Origin of the sequence: Aeromonas sp. PrichA-15 (genome assembly GCF_017939245.1) — a bacterium.
GTDB lineage: Bacteria > Pseudomonadota > Gammaproteobacteria > Enterobacterales > Aeromonadaceae > Aeromonas > Aeromonas caviae.
Window position 1 is genome coordinate 14,658 of record NZ_JAGKRH010000055.1, and the last position, 20,216, is coordinate 34,873.

Genomic DNA, 20,216 nt, shown 5'->3' on the forward strand with positions numbered 1-20,216 from the left:
GTTCAGGGTCGTTATTGTTGTGTCAGCCAGCCCAGCCCTTCCCGGGTGCCGGCTCTGGGGTTGTATTCGCAGCCTATCCAGTCGTGGTAGCCCGCCTGCGCCAGCGCCTTGAACAGGTGGGGGTAGGCGATCTCCCCCTCGTCCGGCTCGTGGCGATCCGGCACCGAGGCGATCTGGACATGGCCGATGGCCGGGCCCAGCTTGCCGATGAGACGGGTGAGATCTCCGTCCATGATCTGGGCGTGATAGAGGTCGAGCTGCACCCCCACGTTGGGTCTGTCTATCTCCTGCACCAGGGCCAGGGCGTCGAGCTGGTGGGCCAGGAAGTAGCCGGGTACATCCCGATCGTTGAGCGGCTCCAGCAGCACCTTGATGCCGTCTTCGGCCAGGAAGTCGGCGGCGAAGCGGATGTTGTCGATCAGGGTCTGGCGGTGGGCCGAGAGGCTATGAGCAGGGTCCACGATGCCGCTCATGGCGTGTACCTTGGTGCAGCCGAGCGTCAGGGCATAGTCACGCACGCTTGGCAGGTGGCCGCGAAACTCTGCTTCCCGCCCCGGGATGGCAGCCATGCCGCGCTCCCCCGCGCCCCAGTTGCCCGGCGGCATGTTGAACAGGGCCTGGGAGAGCCCCTGCTCGCGCAAGCGGCGGCCCAGCTCTGCGGCCGGCCACTCGTAGGGGAAGAGGAACTCCACCGCCTCGAAGCCTGCGTCGCGGGCGGCGGCGAAGCGCTCCAGGAACGGCACCTCGGTAAACAGCATGGTGAGATTGGCGGCAAACTTGCTCATGGTTTCATCCTCCTCAATTCATCAATTTCGGGTTCGCTCAGGTAGCGGATGGAGTGGCCATTGAGCATCAGTGCCAGGCGCGCCGTCTCCTCCAGCTCTTCCATGTTGTTGACCGCATCCACCAGATCCTTGCCCGTCACCACGGGGCCGTGGTTGGCAAGCAGGAAGGCGTTGCCTTCGGGAGCGCGGCGCCCCAGCTCCTCGGCGATGCGGGCATCCCCCGGCTTGTAGTAGGGGATGAGCGGCAACTGGCCGACCCGCATCACGTAGTAGGGGGTGAAGGGGCGGATGACGTTGGCCGGATCCAGTCCCTCCAGACAGGAGAGGGCGGTCAGGTGGGTGCAGTGCAGGTGCACCACGGCCCGGCAGTCCGGATTGTTGTGGTAGATGGCAAGGTGGAAGGCCACCTCCTTGGAGGGGCGATCTCCCCCCAGGTGTTCCCCCTGCAGATTGACGTGAGAGAGCCTGTCGGCGCTGAGCCGTCCCAGGCAGGAGCCGGTCGGGGTGGCGATCAGGGTGCCGTCCGGTAGCAGGGCGGAGAGGTTGCCGGCGCCCCCGGTGGCATAACCGCGCTGGAAGAGGGAGGCTCCCAGCATCACCATGGTGTCGCGCAGTGCCTGTTCAGTCATGGAAGTACTCCTGAGCCTTGTCGAAGAAGTCGTCGCTCCCGAAATTGCCGGATTTGAGGGCCAGCGACAGGGGGGCGTCGATGGCCCGCACCCAGGGCACACCGGGGGCGATCTGCGGGCCTATGTGGAACGCCTTGACGCCGAGGGCCTGGGTGACCCGGCTCGAGGTCTCGCCACCGGCGACGATGAAGCGGTCCACGCCGGCGCTTTGCAGCAGTTGGGCGAGGCGGGCAAAGCAGTGTTCCACCGCGTCGCTGGCCGCCTGCTGGCCGTGGGTTTCCTGAATGCGGGCCAGCTCTGCCGGGCTGGTGGTGGCGTAGACCAGCGGCGCCGGGGTCCGGGGCTGGTCCAGTACCCAGCGCGCCAGCTCGGCCGGGTAGTCGGCATCTTCGAGGCAGCGCACCACATCCAGCGCCAGAGCAGGAGCGTGCTGGCGATAGCGGGCCACCTGACGGTTGGTCATCTCGGAGCAGGAGCCCGACAGCACCGCGGCGCGGGTGCCTCTGGGCCAGCCCGCTTCGCGGGCACCCTGCAGATCGCCGCTCCCAAGCTGACGGGCCAGGCCGATGGCGAGGCCGGATCCGCCGGTCACCAGGGGCATGTCGAGGGCGGCGGTGGCGATGTCCAGCAGGTGCTGCTCGGTCAGGGTGTCGACCACGGCGTAGCGCACACCAGCTTGCGTTAGCTGCTCAAAGGCGTCGGCAATGGCGCCGGGACCCTGTGCGATGGTATTGAACGGCACCAGACCGGCGCGGCCCTGGGCTTGCCCCTCCATCAGCCGCAGCAGGTTGCTGTCGGTCATGGGGGTGATGGGGTGATGGCGCATGCCGGACTCGGCGAGCGGCTGGGCGCCGACGAAGAGGTTGCCCTGATAGACGGTGCGACCGTTTACCGGCAGGGCCGGACAGATCAGGGTGAACGTGCTCTCCAGCGCCGCCAGCAGGGCGTCGGTGACGGGGCCGATGTTGCCCGCCGCCGTGCTGTCGAAGGTGGAGCAGTACTTCTGGTAGATGCGCGGGCAGCCGCGGGCCTTGAGCCAGTCGAGGGCCGCCAGGGAGTCGCGCACTGCCTCATCGGCCGGGCAGGAGCGGCTCTTGAGGCTGATCACCACGGCGTCGACCCCGGTCAAATCCGCCTCTGCCGGGATGCCGGCAAACTGGATGGTGGAGAGGCCGTTCTCCACCAGGAAACCGGCGATGTCGGTGGCGCCGGTGAAGTCGTCTGCGATGACTCCGAGTTTCATGCTTGCTCCTCCTGACCCGGCAGGGTGATGCCTGAGAAGATCTTGATGACGGCGCTGTCATCTTCCAGACCGTGGCCCGCGTTGCTGGCACCGAGGAACATGTTCAGCGCCGTGCTCGCGAGCGGCAGCGGGAAGCGCAGCGCCTTGGCGGTGTCCGCCACCAGGGTGAGATCCTTGACGAAGATGTCCACTGCGGAGCGGGCCTGGTAGTCACCGGCCAGCACCCGGGGCATGCGGTTTTCAAACATCCAGGAGTTGCCGGCGGCATGGGTCACCACGTCATACATGAGATCCAGGGACACGCCGGCCCGGCTGGCGAGCGCCATGGCCTCGGCGGCCACCGCGATGTGCACCCCGGCCAGCAGCTGGTGGATGATCTTGACGGTGCTGCCCTGGCCCGGCTCGCTGCCGACCCGGTAGACCTTGCCGGCCACCGCATCCAGCACCGGGGCCAGCTTGTCGAAGGCGGCGTCGGCGCCTGCGGCCATCACCGTCATCTCCCCCGCGTCGGCCTTGATGGCACCACCGGAGACGGGCGCATCCAGCATCGGCAGTCCCATCTGCGCCAGCTCGGCGGCCAGGGCGCTCGCCTCCTCGGCCGCGATGGTGGAAGAGACCATGATGGCGGTGCCCGGTTTGAGGTGGCGAGCCAGCCCCGCTTCGCCGAGCAGGATGCGGCGCACCTGGGTGGCGTTGACCACCAGCAACAGCACGGCATCGAGCGTCTCGGCCAGGGGCCTGGCATCGGCCATGACGGCGGCGGCACCGGCCTGCTGCAACTGGCCGCGGGCCTGTTCGCTGAGGTCGATGCCATAGGTGGTGAGCCCGGCCCGCAGGCAGGAACGGGCGGCGCCCATGCCCATGGCGCCCAGGCCGATGACCGCAACATGATAGGGAGTGCTCATCTCGTGATTCCTCGATTACGACTGATGAGCAGATAGTAGAGGCTTGCGGCGATGAAATATCAGGCAGTCGTCACAAAAAGTAACTTAATTGGTGTTAATTTTTGTTATTCATGAGGGTTGAGATTCTTTCGAGTCAAATTTTGGCGTTTTTTGTGTGAATAAATGTGATTTGTGAGCCCGTTTCAGGTTATTTATCATTTTTTCCCAGGTCGCTGGGGTAGAATGGCACCTTCCCTTCCCCGAGGTGCGAGGCAAGATGATTCCCGTAGAGCGACAGCAACGAATCCTGCAACTGCTGGCAGAGCGCGGCGTGGTCAGCATAGTGGAGCTGACCGACTGGCTGCAGGTCTCCCACATGACCATCAGGCGCGACATCCAGAAGCTGGAGGAGCAGGGGAGGGTACTCTCTGTCTCCGGCGGGGTCAGCCTCTCCCAGCGGATCAAGAGCGAGCCCTCCCACGCCGCCAAGCGCAGCCTGATGCAGGGGGCCAAGCTGGCCATTGCCCGGCTCGCCGCCGCCCAGGTGAGCGAAGGGAGCACCGTCTATCTGGATGCCGGTACCACCTCCCTGGAGCTGGCCCGGGAGCTGGCGCTTCGGGAAGACTTGATGATAGTGACCAACGACTTCATGGTCTGCGCCTACCTCATCGAGCACGGCCGCTGCCGCCTCTATCACACCGGGGGTCAGGTCATTCGCGAGAACCAGTCCTGTGCCGGGGAGGCCACCGCCCACTTCCTGCGCAACCTCCATCTGGACATCGCCTTCCTGTCAGCCTCCTCCTGGGACAGTCAGGGGATCTCCACCCCGAGCGAACAGAAGGTGCCGGTGAAGCGGGCCGTGGTGGAGTCGGCAGCGACCCGCATCCTCATCTGCGATTCGTCCAAATATGGCAAGGTGGGGACCTTCAACGTGGTGAGCTGGGATGCGATCGATCAGGTGATCACCGACGAGCAACTGCCCCAGAGCGCCCGCGAGGCATTGGCACAGCACGGAGTCAGGGTGACCATGGCGCCGCTGGCCAGTCTGGTGGCCAGCGCCGAACAGGGGTAAGGGGAGGGGCGACAGGCGGCGAACCACAGCGCCACCCGGCCGGGATCAGCGACCCTCTGCGGCCGGTGCGTCCGTCAGCTTGGCGGAGCCCTGGATCACCTCCCCCGCCTTCTCGATGTCCCGCCCCATCCCGTGGATGGTGTTGCAGCCCAGCAACCAGAGGCTGGTGCAGAGCACCAGCAGCGTGCGATGCGTCTTCATCCTTGCTCCTTTCATGCTATGGGGTCAGTTTGAGCAGGCGCCCCTGGCCTGAATCCGTCAACAGGTAGAGGGCGCCGTCGGGGCCCTCCTTGACGGTACGGATGCGCTCCCCCAGATCGGTCAGCAGCCGCTCTGCCGAGACTATCTTGTCTCCGTCGAGGTGCAGGCGCAACAAGGCCTGACCACGCAGGGCGCCGACGAACAGATCCCCCTGCCACTCCCTGAACAAGTCCCCCTGATAAAAGGTCATGCCCGAGGGGGCGATGGAGGGCACCCAGATCCAGCGCGGTGCCGTCATGCCCGGCGCGCTCTGGCCCACGCCAATCTTGCCGCCCCCGTACTCCTCGCCAAAGGTCACTCTGGGCCAGCCGTAGTTGTGGCCTGGCAGGATGAGGTTGACCTCGTCCCCGCCCTGGGGGCCGTGCTCGTGGGCCCAGAATTGCTGGCTGCCCGGGCGCAGCGCCGCCCCCTGCATGTTGCGATGGCCCAGGCTCCAGATCTCCGGCAAGGCCCCCGGTGTCGTCACGAAGGGGTTGTCGGCGGGCACCCGGCCATCCTTGTGCAGGCGCACCGTCTTGCCGAGGTGGTTGTCCAGCGTCTGGGCCCGCTCCCGCTCGGTGTAGCGATCCCCCAGGGTGATGAAGAGGTGGTCATCCGTCAGCACCAGGCGAGAGCCGAAATGGGCGCCGCCAGCCACCTTGGGCTCTTGGCGAAACAGCAGTTGCCAGTCGACGAGGGCCTCTTTTTGCAGCCGGGCCCGGGCCACGGCGGTGCCGGCGCCCCCGTCCCCCGGCTCGCTGTAGCTGAGATAGAGCCAGCCATCGCCGTCCAGGGCGAGATCGAGCAGCCCCCCCTGACCCGTGGCGGCGAGGGGCGGCAGGCCGGAGACCACATGGCGGTTGCCATCTGCATCGATGCGCAGCAGGCGCCCAGGGCGCTCGCTAATGAGGTAACCGCCATCGGGGAGAAGCGCGAGCCCCCAGGGGTGGCGCAGATCCCCTGCCACCGTGGTCAGGGTCAGCGCCCGCACCGGGAGCACCAGGCAGAACAGCAGCAGGGCAAGCAGTCGCAACACGACGTTTCTCCTCTCTCGGGTCTGGTCTGAACGTCGCTGAAGTATAGGGGAAGGGAGTGACAAAACGTCAGGCGCAACAAGCGATTGCATCACGCCCTGCATACACTTCAGGAGGTCATCAAGACGAACGCGGGGATCTGGCCGGCCGGTTCGCCGCGTCAGGACGGTCCCGGGTTCATGGAGGGTTCAAATGTCATCACTTGCGTCGGCGCCGGGGCGTCTTCTGTCCGATCTGCTGGCCGGTGTCACCGCAGCGGCCGTGGTGCTGCCCAAAGCCATGGCCTATGCCACCGTGGCGGGGCTGCCGGTAGCGATCGGCCTCTACACCGCGTTCGTACCCATGGTGATCTACGCCCTGCTGGGTTCCTCCCGGGTGCTCAGCGTCAGCTCCACCAGTACCCTGGCTATCCTGACCGCCACCCAGCTCGCACTGGTGGTGCCGGACGGCGATCCCGAGCAGCTGCTGACGGTGACGGCCACCCTGACCCTGCTGGTGGGGGCCATGCTGATGCTGGCGGCCGCGCTGCGGCTCGGCTTCATCGCGAACTTCATCTCCCTGCCGGTGCTGGTGGGGTTCAAGAGCGGCATAGGTCTGGTCATCATCCTCGACCAGCTGCCCAAGCTGTTCGGGGTGCACATCCAGAAGGAGAACTTCTTCCTGGATCTCTATCACCTCGGCCAGGCGTTGCCCCAGACCTCCTGGCTGACCCTGGGGGTGGCCCTCGCCACCCTGGCGGTGCTGGTGTTCATGGAGTGGCGCTTTCCCCACTCCCCCGCCCCCCTGCTGGGGGTGGGGATCGGCATCGCCCTGGTGTGGGGCCTTGGCCTGAACGAGGCGGGGGTCGCCATCGTCGGGGCCATCCCCACCGGCCTACCCGGCCTGACGATGCCTGAGCCGGCCCTGGTCATGCAGTTGCTGCCGGGGGCGGCGGGGATCGCGCTGATGAGCTTCACCGAGACCATCGCCGCCGGGCGGGCCTTCGTGGGCAAGGAGGAGCCCGAGATCAATCCGAATCGGGAGCTGGTGGCCACCGGGCTGGCGAATCTCGGGGGCGCCTTCTGCGGCAGCATGCCGGCGGGGGGCGGCACTTCCCAGACAGCCGTGGTGCGCTCAGTCGGGGGCGTCAGCCAGTGGGCCAGTGCTGTCACTGCCGGGGTGGCGCTGGCGACCATGATCTTCCTCGCCCCGCTGCTCTCCTGGCTGCCGAGCGCCACCCTGGCGGTGGTGGTCATCGTCTACTCGGTGGGGCTCATCCAGCCGCTGGAATTTCGCAAGATAGGGCAGATCCGCATGATGGAATTTCGCTGGGCCGTCACCGCCTGCCTGGGGGTGCTGCTGTTCGGTACCCTGCAGGGCATAGTGGTGGCGATCCTGGCCTCCCTGCTGGGGTTGGCGAGCCAGACCGCGCATCCGCCTGTCCATGTGATTGGCCGCAAGCCCGGGGAGGATGTGCTGCGCCCGCTCTCGGCGCGCCACCCGGAGGACGAGACGGTCCCGGGCCTGCTGATCCTGCGGCCGGAGGGGCGCCTCTTCTTCATCAATGTGCAGCATGTGGCGGCGAGGATGCGCGAACTGATCGCGACCCATCAGCCCGAAGTGGTGGTGCTCGACATGAGCCGGGTGCTGGACGTGGAGTATTCGGCCCTGATGGTGCTGAAGGAAGGGGAGCGGCAGGCCAGCGCCAAGGGGGTTACCCTCTGGCTGGCCGGGCTCAATCCCGGGGTGCTCGAAAACGTGCGCCGCAGCGGCCTGGCTGCCCGGATGGGGGACAGCCGCATGCTGTTCAATGCCAGGGCCGCCATCCGCCAGTATCAACAGATGAGGGGCGCGCCGGGGCCCGCCCCCCTTGCCTAGAAGCGCTCCGGAATGATGCGCAGCGGATGTTCCGATGGCTTGACCTTGCCAATCTTGCGCTTGGGCAGCTTGACCGGCTCGACCGGCAGTGTCTCGTAGGGAATGTGGGCCAGCAGGTGGGAGATGATGTTGAGGCGTACCCGCTTCTTGTCCTCTGAGCGGGCCACGAACCAGGGGGCCCAGGCGGTATCGGTGGCGTTGAACATGGCATCCCGCGCCCGGGTGTAATCATCCCAGCGATCGAAGGACTTGATGTCCATGGGGGAGAGCTTCCAGATCTTGCGGCCATCGTCGATGCGATCCCGCAGCCGCCGCTCCTGCTCTTGTGGGGTCACCTCCAGCCAGTACTTCAGCAGAATGATGCCAGAGTCCACCAGGGCTTTTTCCACCATGGGGGTGCCAGCCAGGAATTTGTCGCTCGCCTCCTCGCTGCAAAAGCCCATGATGCGCTCCACCCCAGCCCGGTTGTACCAGCTGCGATCGAAGATGACGATCTCCCCCGCCGCCGGCAGATGGGGGATGTAGCGCTGGAAGTAGAGCTGGCTCTTCTCCCGCTCCGTGGGGGCGGGCAGTGCGACAACCCGAAAGACCCGGGGGGCTGACCCGCTCGGTGATCGCCTTGATGGTGCCCCCCTTGCCGGCCCCGTCGCGCCCCTCGAAGACGATGCAGACCTTGAGCCCCTTGTGCACCACCCACTGCTGCAGCCTGACCAGCTCCACGTGCAAGAGGCGCAGCGCTTTTTCGTATGCCTTGTTGCCAAGGGGCTTTTGCGCCTCGGCCACGACCGGTTCTTCCGTTCTGGATTTTCGTTTGCTGCCCATGATGTCCTTCTCTGTGTCTCGGCGAATGGAAGGCCGTCCTGCCGGACGGCGCCCTTCAAGGGTAGATGACGGTGTGCCGCCACCGGGAGTGGCAACTACCGGGGGATGGCCGGGATCATCTTTGGTGGGGCTCGCGGGGTTGTTGGTGGCAGTGAGACATTGAAGAGGGGGGGGCGGGACCTGGCCGCCATGGATGCAGGGGAAATGGCGCAGAAACGCACAAGGGGCTGGCATCATGACGATGCCAGCCCCTTGCTGTGTATGGTGTTCCCGACTGGAGTCGAACCAGTGGCCTGTCCCTTAGGAGGGGACCGCTCTATCCTGCTGAGCTACGGGAACCTTGTGGCGGGCATTATACAAGAAGCATTGTGCTTTTAAACCCTTGATTCCTATTCCAATACGGCCAGGTCACCGATTTGGACATTGAACGGCGAATATTTGTTCTGACTGCTGATGATGGCGCCATCCTCGAACACCTGTACCACCTCGAACAGACCGTCTGCGGGGTTGCGCATCATGCGGGACTTGCCATAGGGGTCGACGAAGTCGGCGCTGTGCTGGACCCGGAACTGGTCCCCGAGTTTGACCCCGTTGCGACGGCCCAGGTTGATGTGGGGGCCGCGCTCGTGCTGGGCCACGATCCGGGCGGTGACGGGGGCACAGGCGAGTTCGGCGGCGATGTCCTGGGCCGCCTCCTTCAACTGGTAGCCCACCTCCTGGCCAAAGCTCGACTGCCAGAACTGGCCACCGCTGCTGCCCACCTGCTCCCGCTTGGAGAAGGTCCAGTTGGCGCGGCCCTTGTACTCCTTGCGGCCGAGCAGGCTGCCGTTGATGCCGTCGAACAGGTAGAGCTGCATGGAGAAGTTGCGCACGGGATCCTCATACCAGCTGGTGAGGGCGTTGCCCTGGGGCTCGAGGGAGAGGTCGTCGATGCTGCCGAGCACCAGATACTGGCTGTCGGTGCGCAGGCTCAGGGCCTTGATCTCCTCGAGGGCGCTGCGATCCCCCTGTTGCAGATGGAGAGGGTCGATGCGCAGGTTCTCGTCCAGCCACTGGCGAGCGACCACCTGGGGCGTCGTCGCCAGGGTTTCAAACAGCCGGCGGGAGAGGTCGGCGGGCATGTCGTCCAGGGCACCGGTGCTCGCCTGGTCCGGGTAGCGCATGCGCAGACGCACCAGCGTCAAATCCTTGGCGTAGTGCTGGGTCTGGCAGATCTGCCGCTCCGCCTGGATGTCGGCCACGAGGGTGATGTACATGCGGCCGTTGCGCACCTCTTCGCGCTTGAGGCGGTACTGGCGGATGTCGCCGCCTGAGCGGATCTGGATCTGCTCGGAGCGCAGGCTGCCGTTTTCCAGGCGCTGTATGCTGGAGACTGAGGCGCCGCTGGCCAGCAGCGCCTGGCGCAGGGCATCCCGGGTCGCCTGCTCGCGGGCGTAGACCTCGTCGCCCCCCAGAATGGCGGCACTGCCCTGGGCCTCGATAAGTTCGGCCCTGGCCGACAGGCTGGCCAGCAGCAGGGTGAACAGCAGCGAAACTTTCATAACAAACACCTTGAGTGGGCGACCCCGCTGCCGCCGGTGGGGCGGGTCAGGGATCCTGGACACAGATCCGGTCTGCACCGGAGCGGGTGACCAAATAAAAGCAAGAACCATGCCTTCTTCCCTGGCCGGAGCCCGCGCGGTGGGCTCCGGTGGCACAGTGCGCGCCTTTGCCCGGGGATCATCGAGGATCCTGCGCGCATTCCCGCCTCAAGTGTTGGCGGTTGCGACCGATAACAGGTCAGGTGCAGATACAGGAAAGGTATCCATGAAGAGAGTTATCACGGTGCTGGCGGTGGCGCTGGCATTGGTCGGTTGCGGGTCGGCCGACCCCATCAATCGGGAGCTGGGAGACCCTCGCCAGGCGGCGAAGGGGATGGAGCTCAACTGGCTGGTGGCCCGCATGACGGATCAGCTGATGGAGCGCAAGTCTCTCACGACCCTGACCGAGCCCATTGCGGTCGCCTCCTTTGTCGATCTCGACACCCTGAAGGACACCAACTGGATGGGGCAGCAGATCGAGGAGAGCTTCATCTACGAGCTGAACCGGCGCGGTGAGGTGGTGGTGGACTTCAAGACCACGGGCAACATCCAGGTGACCCCGCAGGGGGACTTCGTGATGAGCCGCAACTACAAGGATCTCTCGTCCCGGCTGCCCATCTCCCGCATCCTGACCGGCACCTTCAGCCGCAATCAGCAGGGGATCCTGGTCAACGCCCGCATCATCGATCTGCGCACCAAGATGGTGGAGACCACGGCCCAGAGCCTGATCCCGAAACAATATTTGTCCGGTGCCAGCAACTCCTTTGGCCGGGCCTCCATCAATCGCGGTTACCTGATGCGGGGGGGCCAGAGCCCGTCCGGTCATCTGGTCAACCTGACCCCTTGAGGTGGCGCGTCATGAAGCGTGAAGCGGGCTGGCTGATATTGAGCCGTGACACATCGGGTGTGGTGAACAGGAAAACGGGGAAACAGCGATGAAAATCTTGTTGGGTTGCCTGATGGCCATGTTGCTGACGGCGTGCAGTGGCAACCGGGTGGTGAACTATGACGTGGGCGAGAAGCCCGATGACTTCCCGGTGCTCAAGGCGGTGGGTTATGCGGTGATCGACATCCAGCCCGGTCCCTCCCAGTCCGAGAAGATGTTGCAGGCGATCCGCGCCTCCAAGATGGACGCCTACCGGGAGCTGGCGGAGCAGCTCAACGGCCAGCAGGTACGCGGCCAGAGCAGCTACAAGGACCTGACCCAGACCTCCAACTCCCTGGATGTGTCGGTGGCGGGCATGGTGCGCGGTGCCCGGGTGGTGGCGACCTATCCCCGTGGCAACACCTATGCCACCGAGCTGGAGCTCGACACCCGCAACCTCTATCACCTGAACCAGCTGATGGCGGGCCAGTTCTAGGGCGGGTCCGGGGGGCGCCGGCATGAGCCGGGCGATCATCACGGCACAGACAAAGGCGAGCGCAGGCTCGCCTTTTTGTTTGGTCGGGAAGGGGCTCGGATCTGCGGGGAATAACCGGGGTTGGCGCCTTGGACGGGATAGGGCCTGGGGAGGATAACCGGGGTTGGCGTCTTGGGAGGAGCTGGTCTTCGGCAGGAGAAACGGACTTGATGGCCGGGCGGGATCCGGCCTGTGGCGAGGAAAAAGGGGGCTGAGATCGAACAAGAGGTGCCCGGGCGCCGGAATGGCAGCCTTTTTTGTTTAGGAAAATCTAACGATATCACCATGTCGTTAAATAAAGCCAAACGATAGAAAGGCCCGGCAGGCGGCAAAAGGAGGCCGCAACGGGAGGAAGATGGCCTGATGGTGAGTGGAGAGACAGCCGCGCCAGGATCCCGGGTCCACGAGGAAGGGGGTGGAGGGCGGTTTAACGCCGGAAGGGAAGGGCGGGACTGGGCCGCGTCTCACGGGGAGGGCGCAGAGAGCACAAAGGCGAGCCGGGGCTCGCCTTTGTGTGGCAGGGGCGGGATCCGCTCCCCATCAGCTTCCCATCAAGACGGGCGGCACGGCGGTCGGCTTGACGTCTTCGCTCGGGTAGCAGCCCAGCACCTTGATGTAGCGGGTGATCTTGGTCAGCTCCAGCAGGGCGGCCTGCATGGCCGGGGTCTGCAGGTTGGCGGAGACATCCAGGTAGAACATCTCCTCCCAGGGGTTGCCCTGCACCGGACGGGATTCCAGCTTGGTCATGTTGATCTCGTGGCTGCGCAGCACCAGCAGCGCCTCCACCAGGGAGCCCGGCTTCTGAGAGGTGGACATGATGAGGGTGGTCTTGGCCGGGATCTGGGGCGCCACGTCGATGGGCTTGCGCGCCACGACTATGAAGCGGCTGTAGTTCTCCTTCTGGTTGGCGAGCTGCTCGGCCAGCACGTCCAGGCCATAGAGCTCGCCGCCGGCGGCGCTGCCGATGGCCGCCGCTTCCGGGCTTGCCAGCTCCTTCACCTTCATCATGGCGCTGGAGGAGGAGTCGCAGATCTCGTGGCGCGCCCCTTCCAGCTTGCTGAGGTAATGGGAGCACTGCTGGAACACCTGGGGATGGGCGTAGAAGGTCTTGATGCGGGACAGCTCGGTCGGCACGGCGGTGAGGATGCAGTGCTCGATGGGATAGGTGAGCTCACCCACGATGGAGAGGGTGGTGTGCTGCATCACGTCGTACACCTCGTTGATGGAGCCCGAGCTGGTGTTCTCGATGGGCAGCACCCCGAAGGCGGCGCGGCCCGACTCCACGGTGTCCAGCACCTCGCGGAAGTTCTGGCAGTTCACCTCGATCACCTGATCCTTGTAGCGGGCCAGGTACTTGCGGGCGGCCAGGCTCGAGTAGGAGCCGCGCGGTCCCAGGTAGGCGACGCTGGTCATGGGCTCCTGCTGCTGGGGATTGAGCAGGCTCTGCAGGTAGGCCTGCTGGGAGAGCACGGAGTCTTCGATGATGGTGTGGTAGATGCGGGTGATGTACTGGGCATCCAGTCCGAGGGCGCGCCCTTTCTGGATCAGGGCGACCAGCAAGTCCTGTTCGCGCTGGTGGTCACGGATGGGACGGGGATTGGCCTGCTTGGCGCGGGCGACCTCGATGCTGAGGGTCTTGCGTTTGGCCAGCAGGGCGAGCAGCTCCTGATCCAACTGGGTGATGTCGTGTCTGATCTCGTCGAGCGTTGCCATGGTGGTTCCCTATCCAGTGATTCTGTGGTGTGTGGTGCAAAAAAAAGCCTCCGCTGGGGAGGCTCGATTCGTCTTTGGTTTCTGTTTACGCGAATGGTTCACGTGACGACGGGCCTTCCCTCATGTGGGCCGGGTAAACGAGAAAACAAAGAAGAATGGTGTGTTCATGGGCGTGTCCTGAATGTAACGCCATAACCATTAAGGGATTTGGCGGTGCGATGCAAGTAAAACTTGCCCGTGGGCGTTGAACGGGGCAGGGTGGTGGCTCGGGTTGCCGAGGGAGAGTGAGTGTCGTTCTGGTCCCTGTTTATGGCAACCGCCGTGACCACATCCGTGGCAACAACACATAGAGGGGACGAGACGATGGCGGTGATCTTCGATCTGGGCAGGGTGGTGGTGCGCTGGGATCCGGTGGCCATAGTGAGTGGGGTGCGCGGACCCGATGGGGCGACAGCGATCGCGGAGCAGCTGTTCAACCACCCGGACTGGCTGGAGGTGGACAGGGGGACCCTCTCCCTGCACACCATGGCCCGTCAGGCGCAGGGGCGCACCGGCCTGTCGATGGCGGAGAATCTGGCCATCTTGCAGGCGGTGCCGTCCTCCCTTGTGCCGGATCCCGCCATGGTGGCGCTCATCGAAGAACTGCACGGTGCAGGCCACCCCCTCTATGCCCTCTCCAACATGGGGCACGCCAGCATCGACTGGCTGGAGCAGCATCAGTCCTTCTGGCGCTTCTTCAGCGGCAAGGTGGTGTCGGCCCGGGTGCGGATGCTCAAACCCGAGCCCAACATCTACCGCTATCTGCTGGTGTCGTTCGACCTCAAGGCTGGGGAGTGCCTCTTTATCGACGACAGCCCGGCCAACGTGGCGGCGGCCGAGGCGCTCGGTCTGCGGGGGCTGATCTTCACCGATCCGGCCCGGTGCCGGGCGCATCTGATCGCTCAGGGGTTGTTGCCTGCCTGAGGAGAGCCAGTTTCGCTTCGCAGCGAAAAAAGTGTGCAAAACCTTGATTGAGGGCAAATAACGTACAGCTTTATCCATGCTCTTTAAGTGTATATTCAGCTTGGTGCGGGCAAAATGGTATCCAGTTCATCATCCGGAGTTGTTGTTATGGATGCCAATGTCGTTGCGCTGCATCGGGGATACGATCAGACCTTTCAAGCCAGGGAACAGAGGCTCATCAACACCCTGGCCGGTTACAGCGAACTGCTTGTCTCCTTCTCCGGCCGACTGGAATCTTGCTACAGCATGGATCTGTGCCGGGCCAGCGGGGTGCGATTTCGCGCCATCACCCTGGACAACCCCACCCTCAGCCGCCAGTCGGTGGCCAGGGCACAGCGCTACTGCCGGCACTACGGCATCCCCCATCAGGTGCTCAAGACCGACGAGATGATCTTCAGCGCGCACCTGGGCCACCTCGCCGAGGTGACCGACCCGGTGCGCTACCTCTGCCAGCAGCTCGAACATGAAGAGGGCCCGCCGCTGCTGATGTCGGCCTCGGTGGAGGAGAAGCGGGAGTACCTGCGCCGATTCCACAGCCTGCCCGCCAACACCCTCTGGATCTTTGCCGAGCAGGGGATGACCAACCGGGATTTTCGCTACGGCTTTCACAAGCGGCAACTGGCGCTCTGGGGAGACGTGGGGGAGGCCTGCCTGAGCCGGCGGTTTGTCGATATGACCTCCCTGGACAGGCGGCACCTGCGGATGGTCGACATGGCCGAGCAGATGCTGGTGGACATGGGGCTGGGGGGAGCCCAGGTCTTCTTCCATACCCTGGGTGACAGGGTCACCACCCTTGCGAGGATCCGGGTGCCCGAACGGCTGCGGGCCCTGGTGTTCGACATGCAGCCCACCATCCAGAAGGCCCTCAGGAGTGCCCAGTTCGATCTGGTGACCCTGGATCTGGCCACGCTGGAGGATCCCCACCCCCTGGTCATCTGAGCCGGGGCGTAACGTGAGGGGGGTCATAGGCAAGGAGGGCGCGACTCTTTATACTGCCCCCTTCGCATCCTTTATCGAGTGCCTGCCCATGAAACCCCTCTCCCGACTGCTGGTCGCCCTCTGTCTGTGCCCTCTGCTGGCCGAGGCGGCTCCCCTGCACCAGATCACCTTGCCGGATGGTCGCCAGGTGCAACTCAATGACGATTTCACCTGGGAATACCTGCTGGTCAAGCCGGCAGCCACGGTAGCCGGTCAGGCAGTGACGGCGAGTGTCGCGGCCCCGGTGCTGACCGAGCAGGCCATGGCCCATCCCGACTTGCTCTCCCAGGCGACCCGGGACGGCATCACGGTGAAGCTGGACCAGGTGGCGGGGGACGATCCCCTCAGCCTGCAGTTCGTGGTGAGCAACACCGGCAGTCGCAACGTGGTGCGCGTCAACGGCAGCCTGACCCTGTTCAGCGCCGACGGGGTGCAGCTCTCGAGCGAGCCCGTGCGCTTCTGGGTCGGGGAGAACCGCCTGCCTGACTCCTACCTGCGCAAGGGGGAGGCTCGCGCCTCCCGGGCCATCGAGCTGGCACGACCCGCCGGCCTCACCGGCAAGCCGCTGGTGCGGGTGCAGATCGACGAGGTGGAATTCCGCTAGGATGACGGCGGGGAGCCCTCGCTCCCCCGCAGAGTGTTGCACCGGTAACCGCCAGCAATATCCGCTTACATCTGACATGGTTTGGCAACAGCTTGCTCCTCGGCGTTGCCCCCTTTGCCCGTCACAATGGCTCCATTCCAGTTAGGTCCGCCTAACTCAACCCATGGAGTCAACAAAATGCAAAAGATCGCACTGTCTGTTCTGGTTCTGGCCGGTCTCTCTTCCACCTCCGTCCTGGCGCAAGATGCCTTCAGCTATGCCAAGGGCTCTGCCACCTGGGCCCACACCAAGTCTGACTACATCGGTGGCAAGGATGGGGAGAACCGCGACTTCGGCGGCCTGAGCCTGGATCTCTCCAAGAGCTTCACCAGCAATGTCTATGGCCGGATCGGCAGCGAATACACCTCCCGCAGCAGCGGCAACGACAGCATGGCCATCTCCAGCCTGGGGATGGGTGTCTACACCCCCCTCAGCACCGGCCTGAACCTCTACGGTGAAACCGGCCTGATGGGCTACAGCCTGGAACGGGAGCTGGCCTCCGACGTGAACCACTCCGGTTGGGATACCCTGGCCCGCAAGAAGAGCGGCAGCCTCTACGGAGAAGTGGGTCTGCGCTACGACATCGGCGCCGTCGAGCTCTCCACCGGCTATCGCTACGCCAACATGACCGACGACATGCACGACTTCAAGGCGGGGGCGGCGTACAAGCTGACCCAGAACCTGGCCCTCACCGCCGACTACACCTATCGCAACTGGGATCTGCAAAAAGGCTCCATCTCCAGCCTGGGTGTGAAATACAGCTTCTGATCATCCTTCCTGCAGGGTCTTCACCTTTACCCATGACTTCGGTCATGGGTTTTTTTTATGGGGGCTGATCCGCCCGCCGCCCCCTGGCCGTATCAGTTCGCAATAGTTATACAGCTTCCAATTTTTTGTATAACTGCTATAACTTACTCAAGGCTTATACAAGGGGCTTCATCATGTACAAGATCAAGGTCGGTATCAGTGCCTGTCTGCTCGGCCAGGAAGTGCGCTTCGACGGGGGCCACAAACGATCCAGTTTCTGCGAACGGGATCTGGGTGCCCATTTCGACTATCACCCCGTCTGCCCCGAGATGGCCATTGGCCTGGGCGCACCCCGCGCCGCCATCCGGCTGGTGAAGCGCCAGGGCGAGGTGCGGGCCGAGGCAAGCAACGGCAGCTTCGATGTCACCGACAAGCTGATTGCCTTCAGCGAGCAGAAGGCACGCCAGCTCGACTTCCTCTCCGGCTACATCCTCTGCGCCAAGTCCCCCAGCTGCGGCATGGAGCGGGTGCGTATCTATGGCGCCAACAACGAGGGGAGCGCCAAGGAGGGGGTCGGCCTCTTCGCCAAGGCGCTGATGGAGGCCAACCCCCTGCTGCCGGTGGAGGAAGATGGCCGCCTGTGCGACCCCATCCTGCGTGAGAACTTCGTGCTGCGGGTCTTCGCCTACCACGACTGGCAGCAGCTTTGCGCCCGGGGGATCACCGCCTCAGCCCTGATCCGCTTCCATTCACGCTACAAGTACCTGGTGCTCTCCCACGCCACCACCCACTACCGGGCGCTGGGGCGCCTGCTCGCCAACCTTGGCAAGGCCAACTTGCAGGAGGTGGCCGACAGCTACATCCAGGGGTTGATGGCGGCGCTGACCCTGCGGGCCAACCGCCGCAGCCACACCAATGTGCTGATGCACCTGCAGGGCTACTTCAAGCGGGTGCTGACCCCGGCCCAGAAGCAGGAGCTGTGCGACACCATCGACAAGTACCGCACCGGCGTCTTCCCGTTGCTGGTGCCCCTTACCCTGATCCGCCACTACCTGCGCGAGTACCCGAACCCCTATCTCGCCGAGCAGGTGTACCTCAATCCCCATCCCGACACGCTGAAATTGCGTTACGGGCTGTGAAGGTGTGGCTGGATTTGGCCGATCAGGCCTACCTCGACCTTCATCCCGACACGCTCAAGCTGCGCTACGGGCTCTGAACCCCCTGTGCAGGCCCCGGCGGATGACCGGGGCCTCTTCCCAACGTCTGATGGACTCTCTCATGTCTGATGAATCACAAGCAGCCGCGCCTCTCCCCGACGAGGGCGTCTACCCCATTCGCGAGGTCTCCCGCCTCACCGGCGTCAACGCCGTCACCCTGCGCGCCTGGCAGCGCCGCTACGGGCTGGTGCAACCGGCCCGAACCGAGAAGGGCCATCGCCTCTACAGCGAGCAGGATATCCGCCAGATAGGCGAGATCCTGAGCTGGCTGGAGCGGGGGGTGAGCATAGGTCAGGTGAAGGGGCTGTTGAGCGAGTCCCAGAGTGTGCCAGTGAGCGATCACTGGCAGCAGACCCTGGAGCAGTTCAGCCAGGCGCTGCTCGCCTTCAACCAGCGCAAGGCGGAGGCCGAGCTTGGCGATCTGCTGGCGAGCTACCCCTTCGAGCTGGTGCGCAGTCGGGTGCTGCAGCCCCTGGTGGAGCGGCTGCTGGGGCTGTGGCGCGAGCGCCCCGATGGCGAGCTGCTGCAACAGGTGTGGCTCGGCTGGCTGCATACCCGCTTCGCCCGCCACCTCATCGAGCAGGAGAAGGGCGTCCCCGTCACCCTGGCAAGCTGGGGGCAGGTGGGGCCGCTGGATCTGGTCTGGGCTGCGTATGAGCTCATCGGTCAGGGATATGAAGTGCAACTGCTGGGGGCGGTGGAGCCCCGCCATGCCACCTTGCTGGAGGGGCGTGCCACTCCCCCCTGGCTGATCCTGCTGGGGGCCGGGCTCGGCAAACAGGACCAGGCCGCCGAATGGCCTGCGGGTACCCGCTTCTTTGGCGAGCTGGGACGCCTCTACGATGAGCCGTGGCGGCGTGCCCGCAACTGGCACGCCACCCTGGCAGAGGTCAGTGTGACGACCCGCACTGCCAAGGCGAAGGGCAAGGGCGGGAGAACACCGTCATGAGGCTGGTCTGGTTTCGCAACGATCTGCGTCTGGCCGACAACCCGGCCCTGCGCCACGCCTGCGCCGGAGATGAACCGGTCGCCGCACTCTTCATCGTCTCGCCGACCCAGTGGCAGACGCACAAGCTGGCCCCGGTCCGCCAGCGCTTCATGCTGGCACAGGTGGATGCCATGGGCCGCGAGCTGGCGGCCCTCGGCATTCCGCTTCATCTGCTGCGGGTCGAGACCTTTGCCGAGGTGCCGACGGCGATGACGGCGCTCTGCCAGGAGCTCGGGGTGAGCCAGCTCTACGCCAACCAGGCCATCGAGATCGACGAGCTGCGCCGCGACCACATCGTCAGCGCCGCGCTGAGGGAGCAGGGCCTGACCAGCCACTGGTTCAACGGCTGCTGCGTGCTGCCGCCCGGTCGGGTGCTGACCGGGTCGGGGGAGATGTTCAAGGTCTTCACCCCCTTCAGCCGCGCCTGGCTCAAGGCTCTCGAGGAGGATGGCTTCGTCATTCACCGTGCCCCCGCACCACGCGGCGAGCCGTTGCCGTGGCGGCCCCTGGCCGAGCGGGAGTGGGTGGACGACGGGCTGGGGGAGCTGACGGCGGACACCCGCTGGCCGGTGGGGGAGGCCGAGGCGAGCCGCCGGTTGCACGCTTTTCTGGATCAGGCGGTGCTCGATTACGGCGAGACCCGGGACTTTCCGGCGCTGGCGGGCACCTCCGTGCTCTCCCCCTATCTGGCGGCGGGCATCATCAGTGCCCGCCAGTGCGTGGGGGCGCTGCAGCAGCGTCTCGGCTACCGGCCCCAGTCGAAGGCCCAACCCGGTTTCGTCTGGCTCAACGAGCTCATCTGGCGCGAGTTCTACCGCCACTTGCTGGTGCTGATCCCGAGCCTCTCCATGAACCGCCCCTTCAAGCCGGAGACGGCGGCCCTGCCGTGGAGCTGGGATCCGGATGCCTTCGCCGCCTGGTGCGAGGGGCGCACCGGCTACCCCGTGGTCGATGCGGCCATGCGTTGCCTCAACGCCACTGGCTGGATGCACAACCGGCTGCGGATGATAGTGGCGAGCTTCCTCACCAAGGATCTCCATATCCACTGGCGGCTTGGGGAGGACTACTTCATGAGTCGGCTCATCGACGGGGATCTGGCGGCCAACAATGGTGGCTGGCAGTGGGCGGCGGGGACCGGGGCCGATGCGGCGCCCTATTTCCGGGTCTTCAACCCCACCACCCAGGGGCAACGATTTGATCCACAAGGGGAGTTCATTCGTACCTGGGTCACTGAGCTGGCGGATGTGCCTGCTGCCTATCTCCACGAGCCCCACGACTGGTTGCGGCTCAAGGGGCGGCAGGATTATCCGGCCCCCATGGTGGATCATGCCGTTGCACGGGTGAGGGCCATCGAGATGTTCCGCGAACTGGAGAAAAACTAG

At 65.0% G+C, this 20,216-nt stretch carries 17 protein-coding genes, 1 tRNA gene, 2 pseudogenes and 1 other annotated feature; of the genes and pseudogenes, 11 read left to right on the forward strand and 9 right to left on the reverse strand.

Annotated elements, in window-relative coordinates; genetic code table 11:
- Positions 1–11: 11 nt before the first annotated feature.
- From otnI to ltnD, 4 genes are read right to left on the reverse strand one after another with little or no spacing between them, the layout of a single operon-like run.
- A complete protein-coding gene (gene otnI, locus J9889_RS09245) occupies positions 12–785 on the reverse strand; it encodes a 2-oxo-tetronate isomerase (RefSeq protein WP_210556482.1) in 774 nt (257 codons plus the stop codon).
- Positions 782–1,414, reverse strand: coding sequence for an aldolase (locus J9889_RS09250; protein WP_042882422.1), 633 nt, complete (start codon positions 1,412–1,414; stop codon positions 782–784). Before J9889_RS09250 ends, otnI begins: the two co-directional genes overlap by 4 nt.
- Positions 1,407–2,657, reverse strand: coding sequence for a 3-oxo-tetronate kinase (gene otnK / locus J9889_RS09255; RefSeq protein ID WP_210556484.1), 1,251 nt, complete (start codon positions 2,655–2,657; stop codon positions 1,407–1,409). Before otnK ends, J9889_RS09250 begins: the two co-directional genes overlap by 8 nt.
- Complete coding sequence (gene ltnD / locus J9889_RS09260; protein WP_069784508.1) at positions 2,654–3,562, reverse strand: L-threonate dehydrogenase; 909 nt, start codon at positions 3,560–3,562, stop codon at positions 2,654–2,656. The genes otnK and ltnD overlap by 4 nt, the downstream gene beginning before the upstream one ends.
- Before the next feature lie 256 nt (positions 3,563–3,818).
- Here ltnD and J9889_RS09265 point away from each other — a divergent pair, with 256 nt between their 5' ends.
- A complete protein-coding gene (locus tag J9889_RS09265) occupies positions 3,819–4,613 on the forward strand; it encodes a DeoR/GlpR family DNA-binding transcription regulator (RefSeq protein ID WP_010673300.1) in 795 nt (264 codons plus the stop codon).
- A gap of 81 nt (positions 4,614–4,694) precedes the next feature.
- On the opposite strand, the pseudogene J9889_RS09275 reads toward J9889_RS09265, so the two are convergent.
- A pseudogene (locus tag J9889_RS09275) lies at positions 4,695–5,889 on the reverse strand (PQQ-dependent sugar dehydrogenase); the annotation flags it as partial.
- A gap of 190 nt (positions 5,890–6,079) precedes the next feature.
- Between J9889_RS09275 and J9889_RS09280 the strand changes: the two are divergent.
- Positions 6,080–7,744: a SulP family inorganic anion transporter gene (locus tag J9889_RS09280; protein ID WP_244053211.1), complete on the forward strand. Its 1,665-nt coding sequence runs from the start codon at positions 6,080–6,082 to the stop codon at positions 7,742–7,744.
- On the opposite strand, the pseudogene ppk2 reads toward J9889_RS09280, so the two are convergent.
- From ppk2 to J9889_RS09295, 3 genes and pseudogenes are all read right to left on the reverse strand, one after another.
- Positions 7,741–8,566 (reverse strand): annotated as a pseudogene (ppk2, locus tag J9889_RS09285) (polyphosphate kinase 2). The gene J9889_RS09280 and the pseudogene ppk2 sit on opposite strands and share 4 nt — an antisense overlap.
- A gap of 262 nt (positions 8,567–8,828) precedes the next feature.
- A tRNA-Arg gene (locus tag J9889_RS09290) sits at positions 8,829–8,905 on the reverse strand.
- Between the two features lie 50 nt (positions 8,906–8,955).
- The gene (locus J9889_RS09295) at positions 8,956–10,107 is read right to left on the reverse strand and encodes a flagellar assembly protein FlgT (protein ID WP_109113080.1); all 1,152 of its coding nucleotides are present in this window, start codon (positions 10,105–10,107) and stop codon (positions 8,956–8,958) included.
- A gap of 265 nt (positions 10,108–10,372) precedes the next feature.
- Between J9889_RS09295 and J9889_RS09300 the strand changes: the two genes are divergently transcribed.
- The gene (locus tag J9889_RS09300) at positions 10,373–10,993 is read left to right on the forward strand and encodes a FlgO family outer membrane protein (RefSeq protein ID WP_010673310.1); all 621 of its coding nucleotides are present in this window, start codon (positions 10,373–10,375) and stop codon (positions 10,991–10,993) included.
- Positions 10,994–11,081: 88 nt separating this feature from the next.
- Positions 11,082–11,507 (forward strand): LPP20 family lipoprotein, encoded by a 426-nt coding sequence (locus tag J9889_RS09305; protein WP_010673311.1) that lies wholly within the window; start codon positions 11,082–11,084, stop codon positions 11,505–11,507.
- 579 nt (positions 11,508–12,086) lie between these two features.
- Here the strand turns inward: J9889_RS09305 and pheA are convergent.
- A complete protein-coding gene (gene pheA, locus J9889_RS09310) occupies positions 12,087–13,259 on the reverse strand; it encodes a prephenate dehydratase (RefSeq protein ID WP_103244400.1) in 1,173 nt (390 codons plus the stop codon).
- Positions 13,260–13,297: 38 nt separating this feature from the next.
- Positions 13,298–13,431: a sequence feature (Phe leader region), on the reverse strand.
- Positions 13,432–13,622: 191 nt separating this feature from the next.
- Between pheA and J9889_RS09315 the strand changes: the two genes are divergently transcribed.
- The 7 genes from J9889_RS09315 (at position 13,623) to phrB (ending at position 20,216) form a co-directional block, all read left to right on the forward strand.
- Complete coding sequence (locus tag J9889_RS09315; RefSeq protein WP_210556507.1) at positions 13,623–14,222, forward strand: HAD family phosphatase; 600 nt, start codon at positions 13,623–13,625, stop codon at positions 14,220–14,222.
- A gap of 114 nt (positions 14,223–14,336) precedes the next feature.
- On the forward strand, positions 14,337–15,200 hold the full coding sequence (locus tag J9889_RS09320) for a hypothetical protein (RefSeq protein ID WP_162540653.1): 864 nt from the start codon (positions 14,337–14,339) through the stop codon (positions 15,198–15,200).
- Between the two features lie 88 nt (positions 15,201–15,288).
- Entirely contained in the window at positions 15,289–15,843 is a 555-nt protein-coding gene (locus tag J9889_RS09325) for a DUF3157 family protein (RefSeq protein WP_039041373.1), read from the forward strand.
- Positions 15,844–16,020: 177 nt separating this feature from the next.
- Entirely contained in the window at positions 16,021–16,650 is a 630-nt protein-coding gene (locus tag J9889_RS09330) for an outer membrane beta-barrel protein (RefSeq protein ID WP_039041374.1), read from the forward strand.
- 173 nt (positions 16,651–16,823) lie between these two features.
- Entirely contained in the window at positions 16,824–17,768 is a 945-nt protein-coding gene (locus tag J9889_RS09335; protein ID WP_010673317.1) for a DUF523 and DUF1722 domain-containing protein, read from the forward strand.
- Between the two features lie 139 nt (positions 17,769–17,907).
- Positions 17,908–18,795: a MerR family transcriptional regulator gene (locus tag J9889_RS09340; protein ID WP_210556489.1), complete on the forward strand. Its 888-nt coding sequence runs from the start codon at positions 17,908–17,910 to the stop codon at positions 18,793–18,795.
- Positions 18,792–20,216 (forward strand): deoxyribodipyrimidine photo-lyase, encoded by a 1,425-nt coding sequence (phrB, locus tag J9889_RS09345; RefSeq protein ID WP_210556492.1) that lies wholly within the window; start codon positions 18,792–18,794, stop codon positions 20,214–20,216. Before J9889_RS09340 ends, phrB begins: the two co-directional genes overlap by 4 nt.

Coding starts and splice junctions, on each gene's coding strand:
- J9889_RS09340 (WP_210556489.1), top strand. CDS start 17,908: ATGTCTGATGAATCACAAGCAGCCGCGCCTCTCCCCGACGAGGGCGTC.
- J9889_RS09250 (WP_042882422.1), bottom strand. CDS start 1,414: ATGACTGAACAGGCACTGCGCGACACCATGGTGATGCTGGGAGCCTCC.
- J9889_RS09325 (WP_039041373.1), top strand. CDS start 15,289: ATGAAACCCCTCTCCCGACTGCTGGTCGCCCTCTGTCTGTGCCCTCTG.
- J9889_RS09295 (WP_109113080.1), bottom strand. CDS start 10,107: ATGAAAGTTTCGCTGCTGTTCACCCTGCTGCTGGCCAGCCTGTCGGCC.
- J9889_RS09305 (WP_010673311.1), top strand. CDS start 11,082: ATGAAAATCTTGTTGGGTTGCCTGATGGCCATGTTGCTGACGGCGTGC.
- J9889_RS09280 (WP_244053211.1), top strand. CDS start 6,080: ATGTCATCACTTGCGTCGGCGCCGGGGCGTCTTCTGTCCGATCTGCTG.
- otnI (WP_210556482.1), bottom strand. CDS start 785: ATGAGCAAGTTTGCCGCCAATCTCACCATGCTGTTTACCGAGGTGCCG.
- otnK (WP_210556484.1), bottom strand. CDS start 2,657: ATGAAACTCGGAGTCATCGCAGACGACTTCACCGGCGCCACCGACATC.
- J9889_RS09300 (WP_010673310.1), top strand. CDS start 10,373: ATGAAGAGAGTTATCACGGTGCTGGCGGTGGCGCTGGCATTGGTCGGT.
- J9889_RS09335 (WP_010673317.1), top strand. CDS start 16,824: ATGTACAAGATCAAGGTCGGTATCAGTGCCTGTCTGCTCGGCCAGGAA.
- pheA (WP_103244400.1), bottom strand. CDS start 13,259: ATGGCAACGCTCGACGAGATCAGACACGACATCACCCAGTTGGATCAG.
- J9889_RS09315 (WP_210556507.1), top strand. CDS start 13,623: ATGGCGGTGATCTTCGATCTGGGCAGGGTGGTGGTGCGCTGGGATCCG.
- ltnD (WP_069784508.1), bottom strand. CDS start 3,562: ATGAGCACTCCCTATCATGTTGCGGTCATCGGCCTGGGCGCCATGGGC.
- J9889_RS09265 (WP_010673300.1), top strand. CDS start 3,819: ATGATTCCCGTAGAGCGACAGCAACGAATCCTGCAACTGCTGGCAGAG.
- phrB (WP_210556492.1), top strand. CDS start 18,792: ATGAGGCTGGTCTGGTTTCGCAACGATCTGCGTCTGGCCGACAACCCG.
- J9889_RS09320 (WP_162540653.1), top strand. CDS start 14,337: ATGGTATCCAGTTCATCATCCGGAGTTGTTGTTATGGATGCCAATGTC.
- J9889_RS09330 (WP_039041374.1), top strand. CDS start 16,021: ATGCAAAAGATCGCACTGTCTGTTCTGGTTCTGGCCGGTCTCTCTTCC.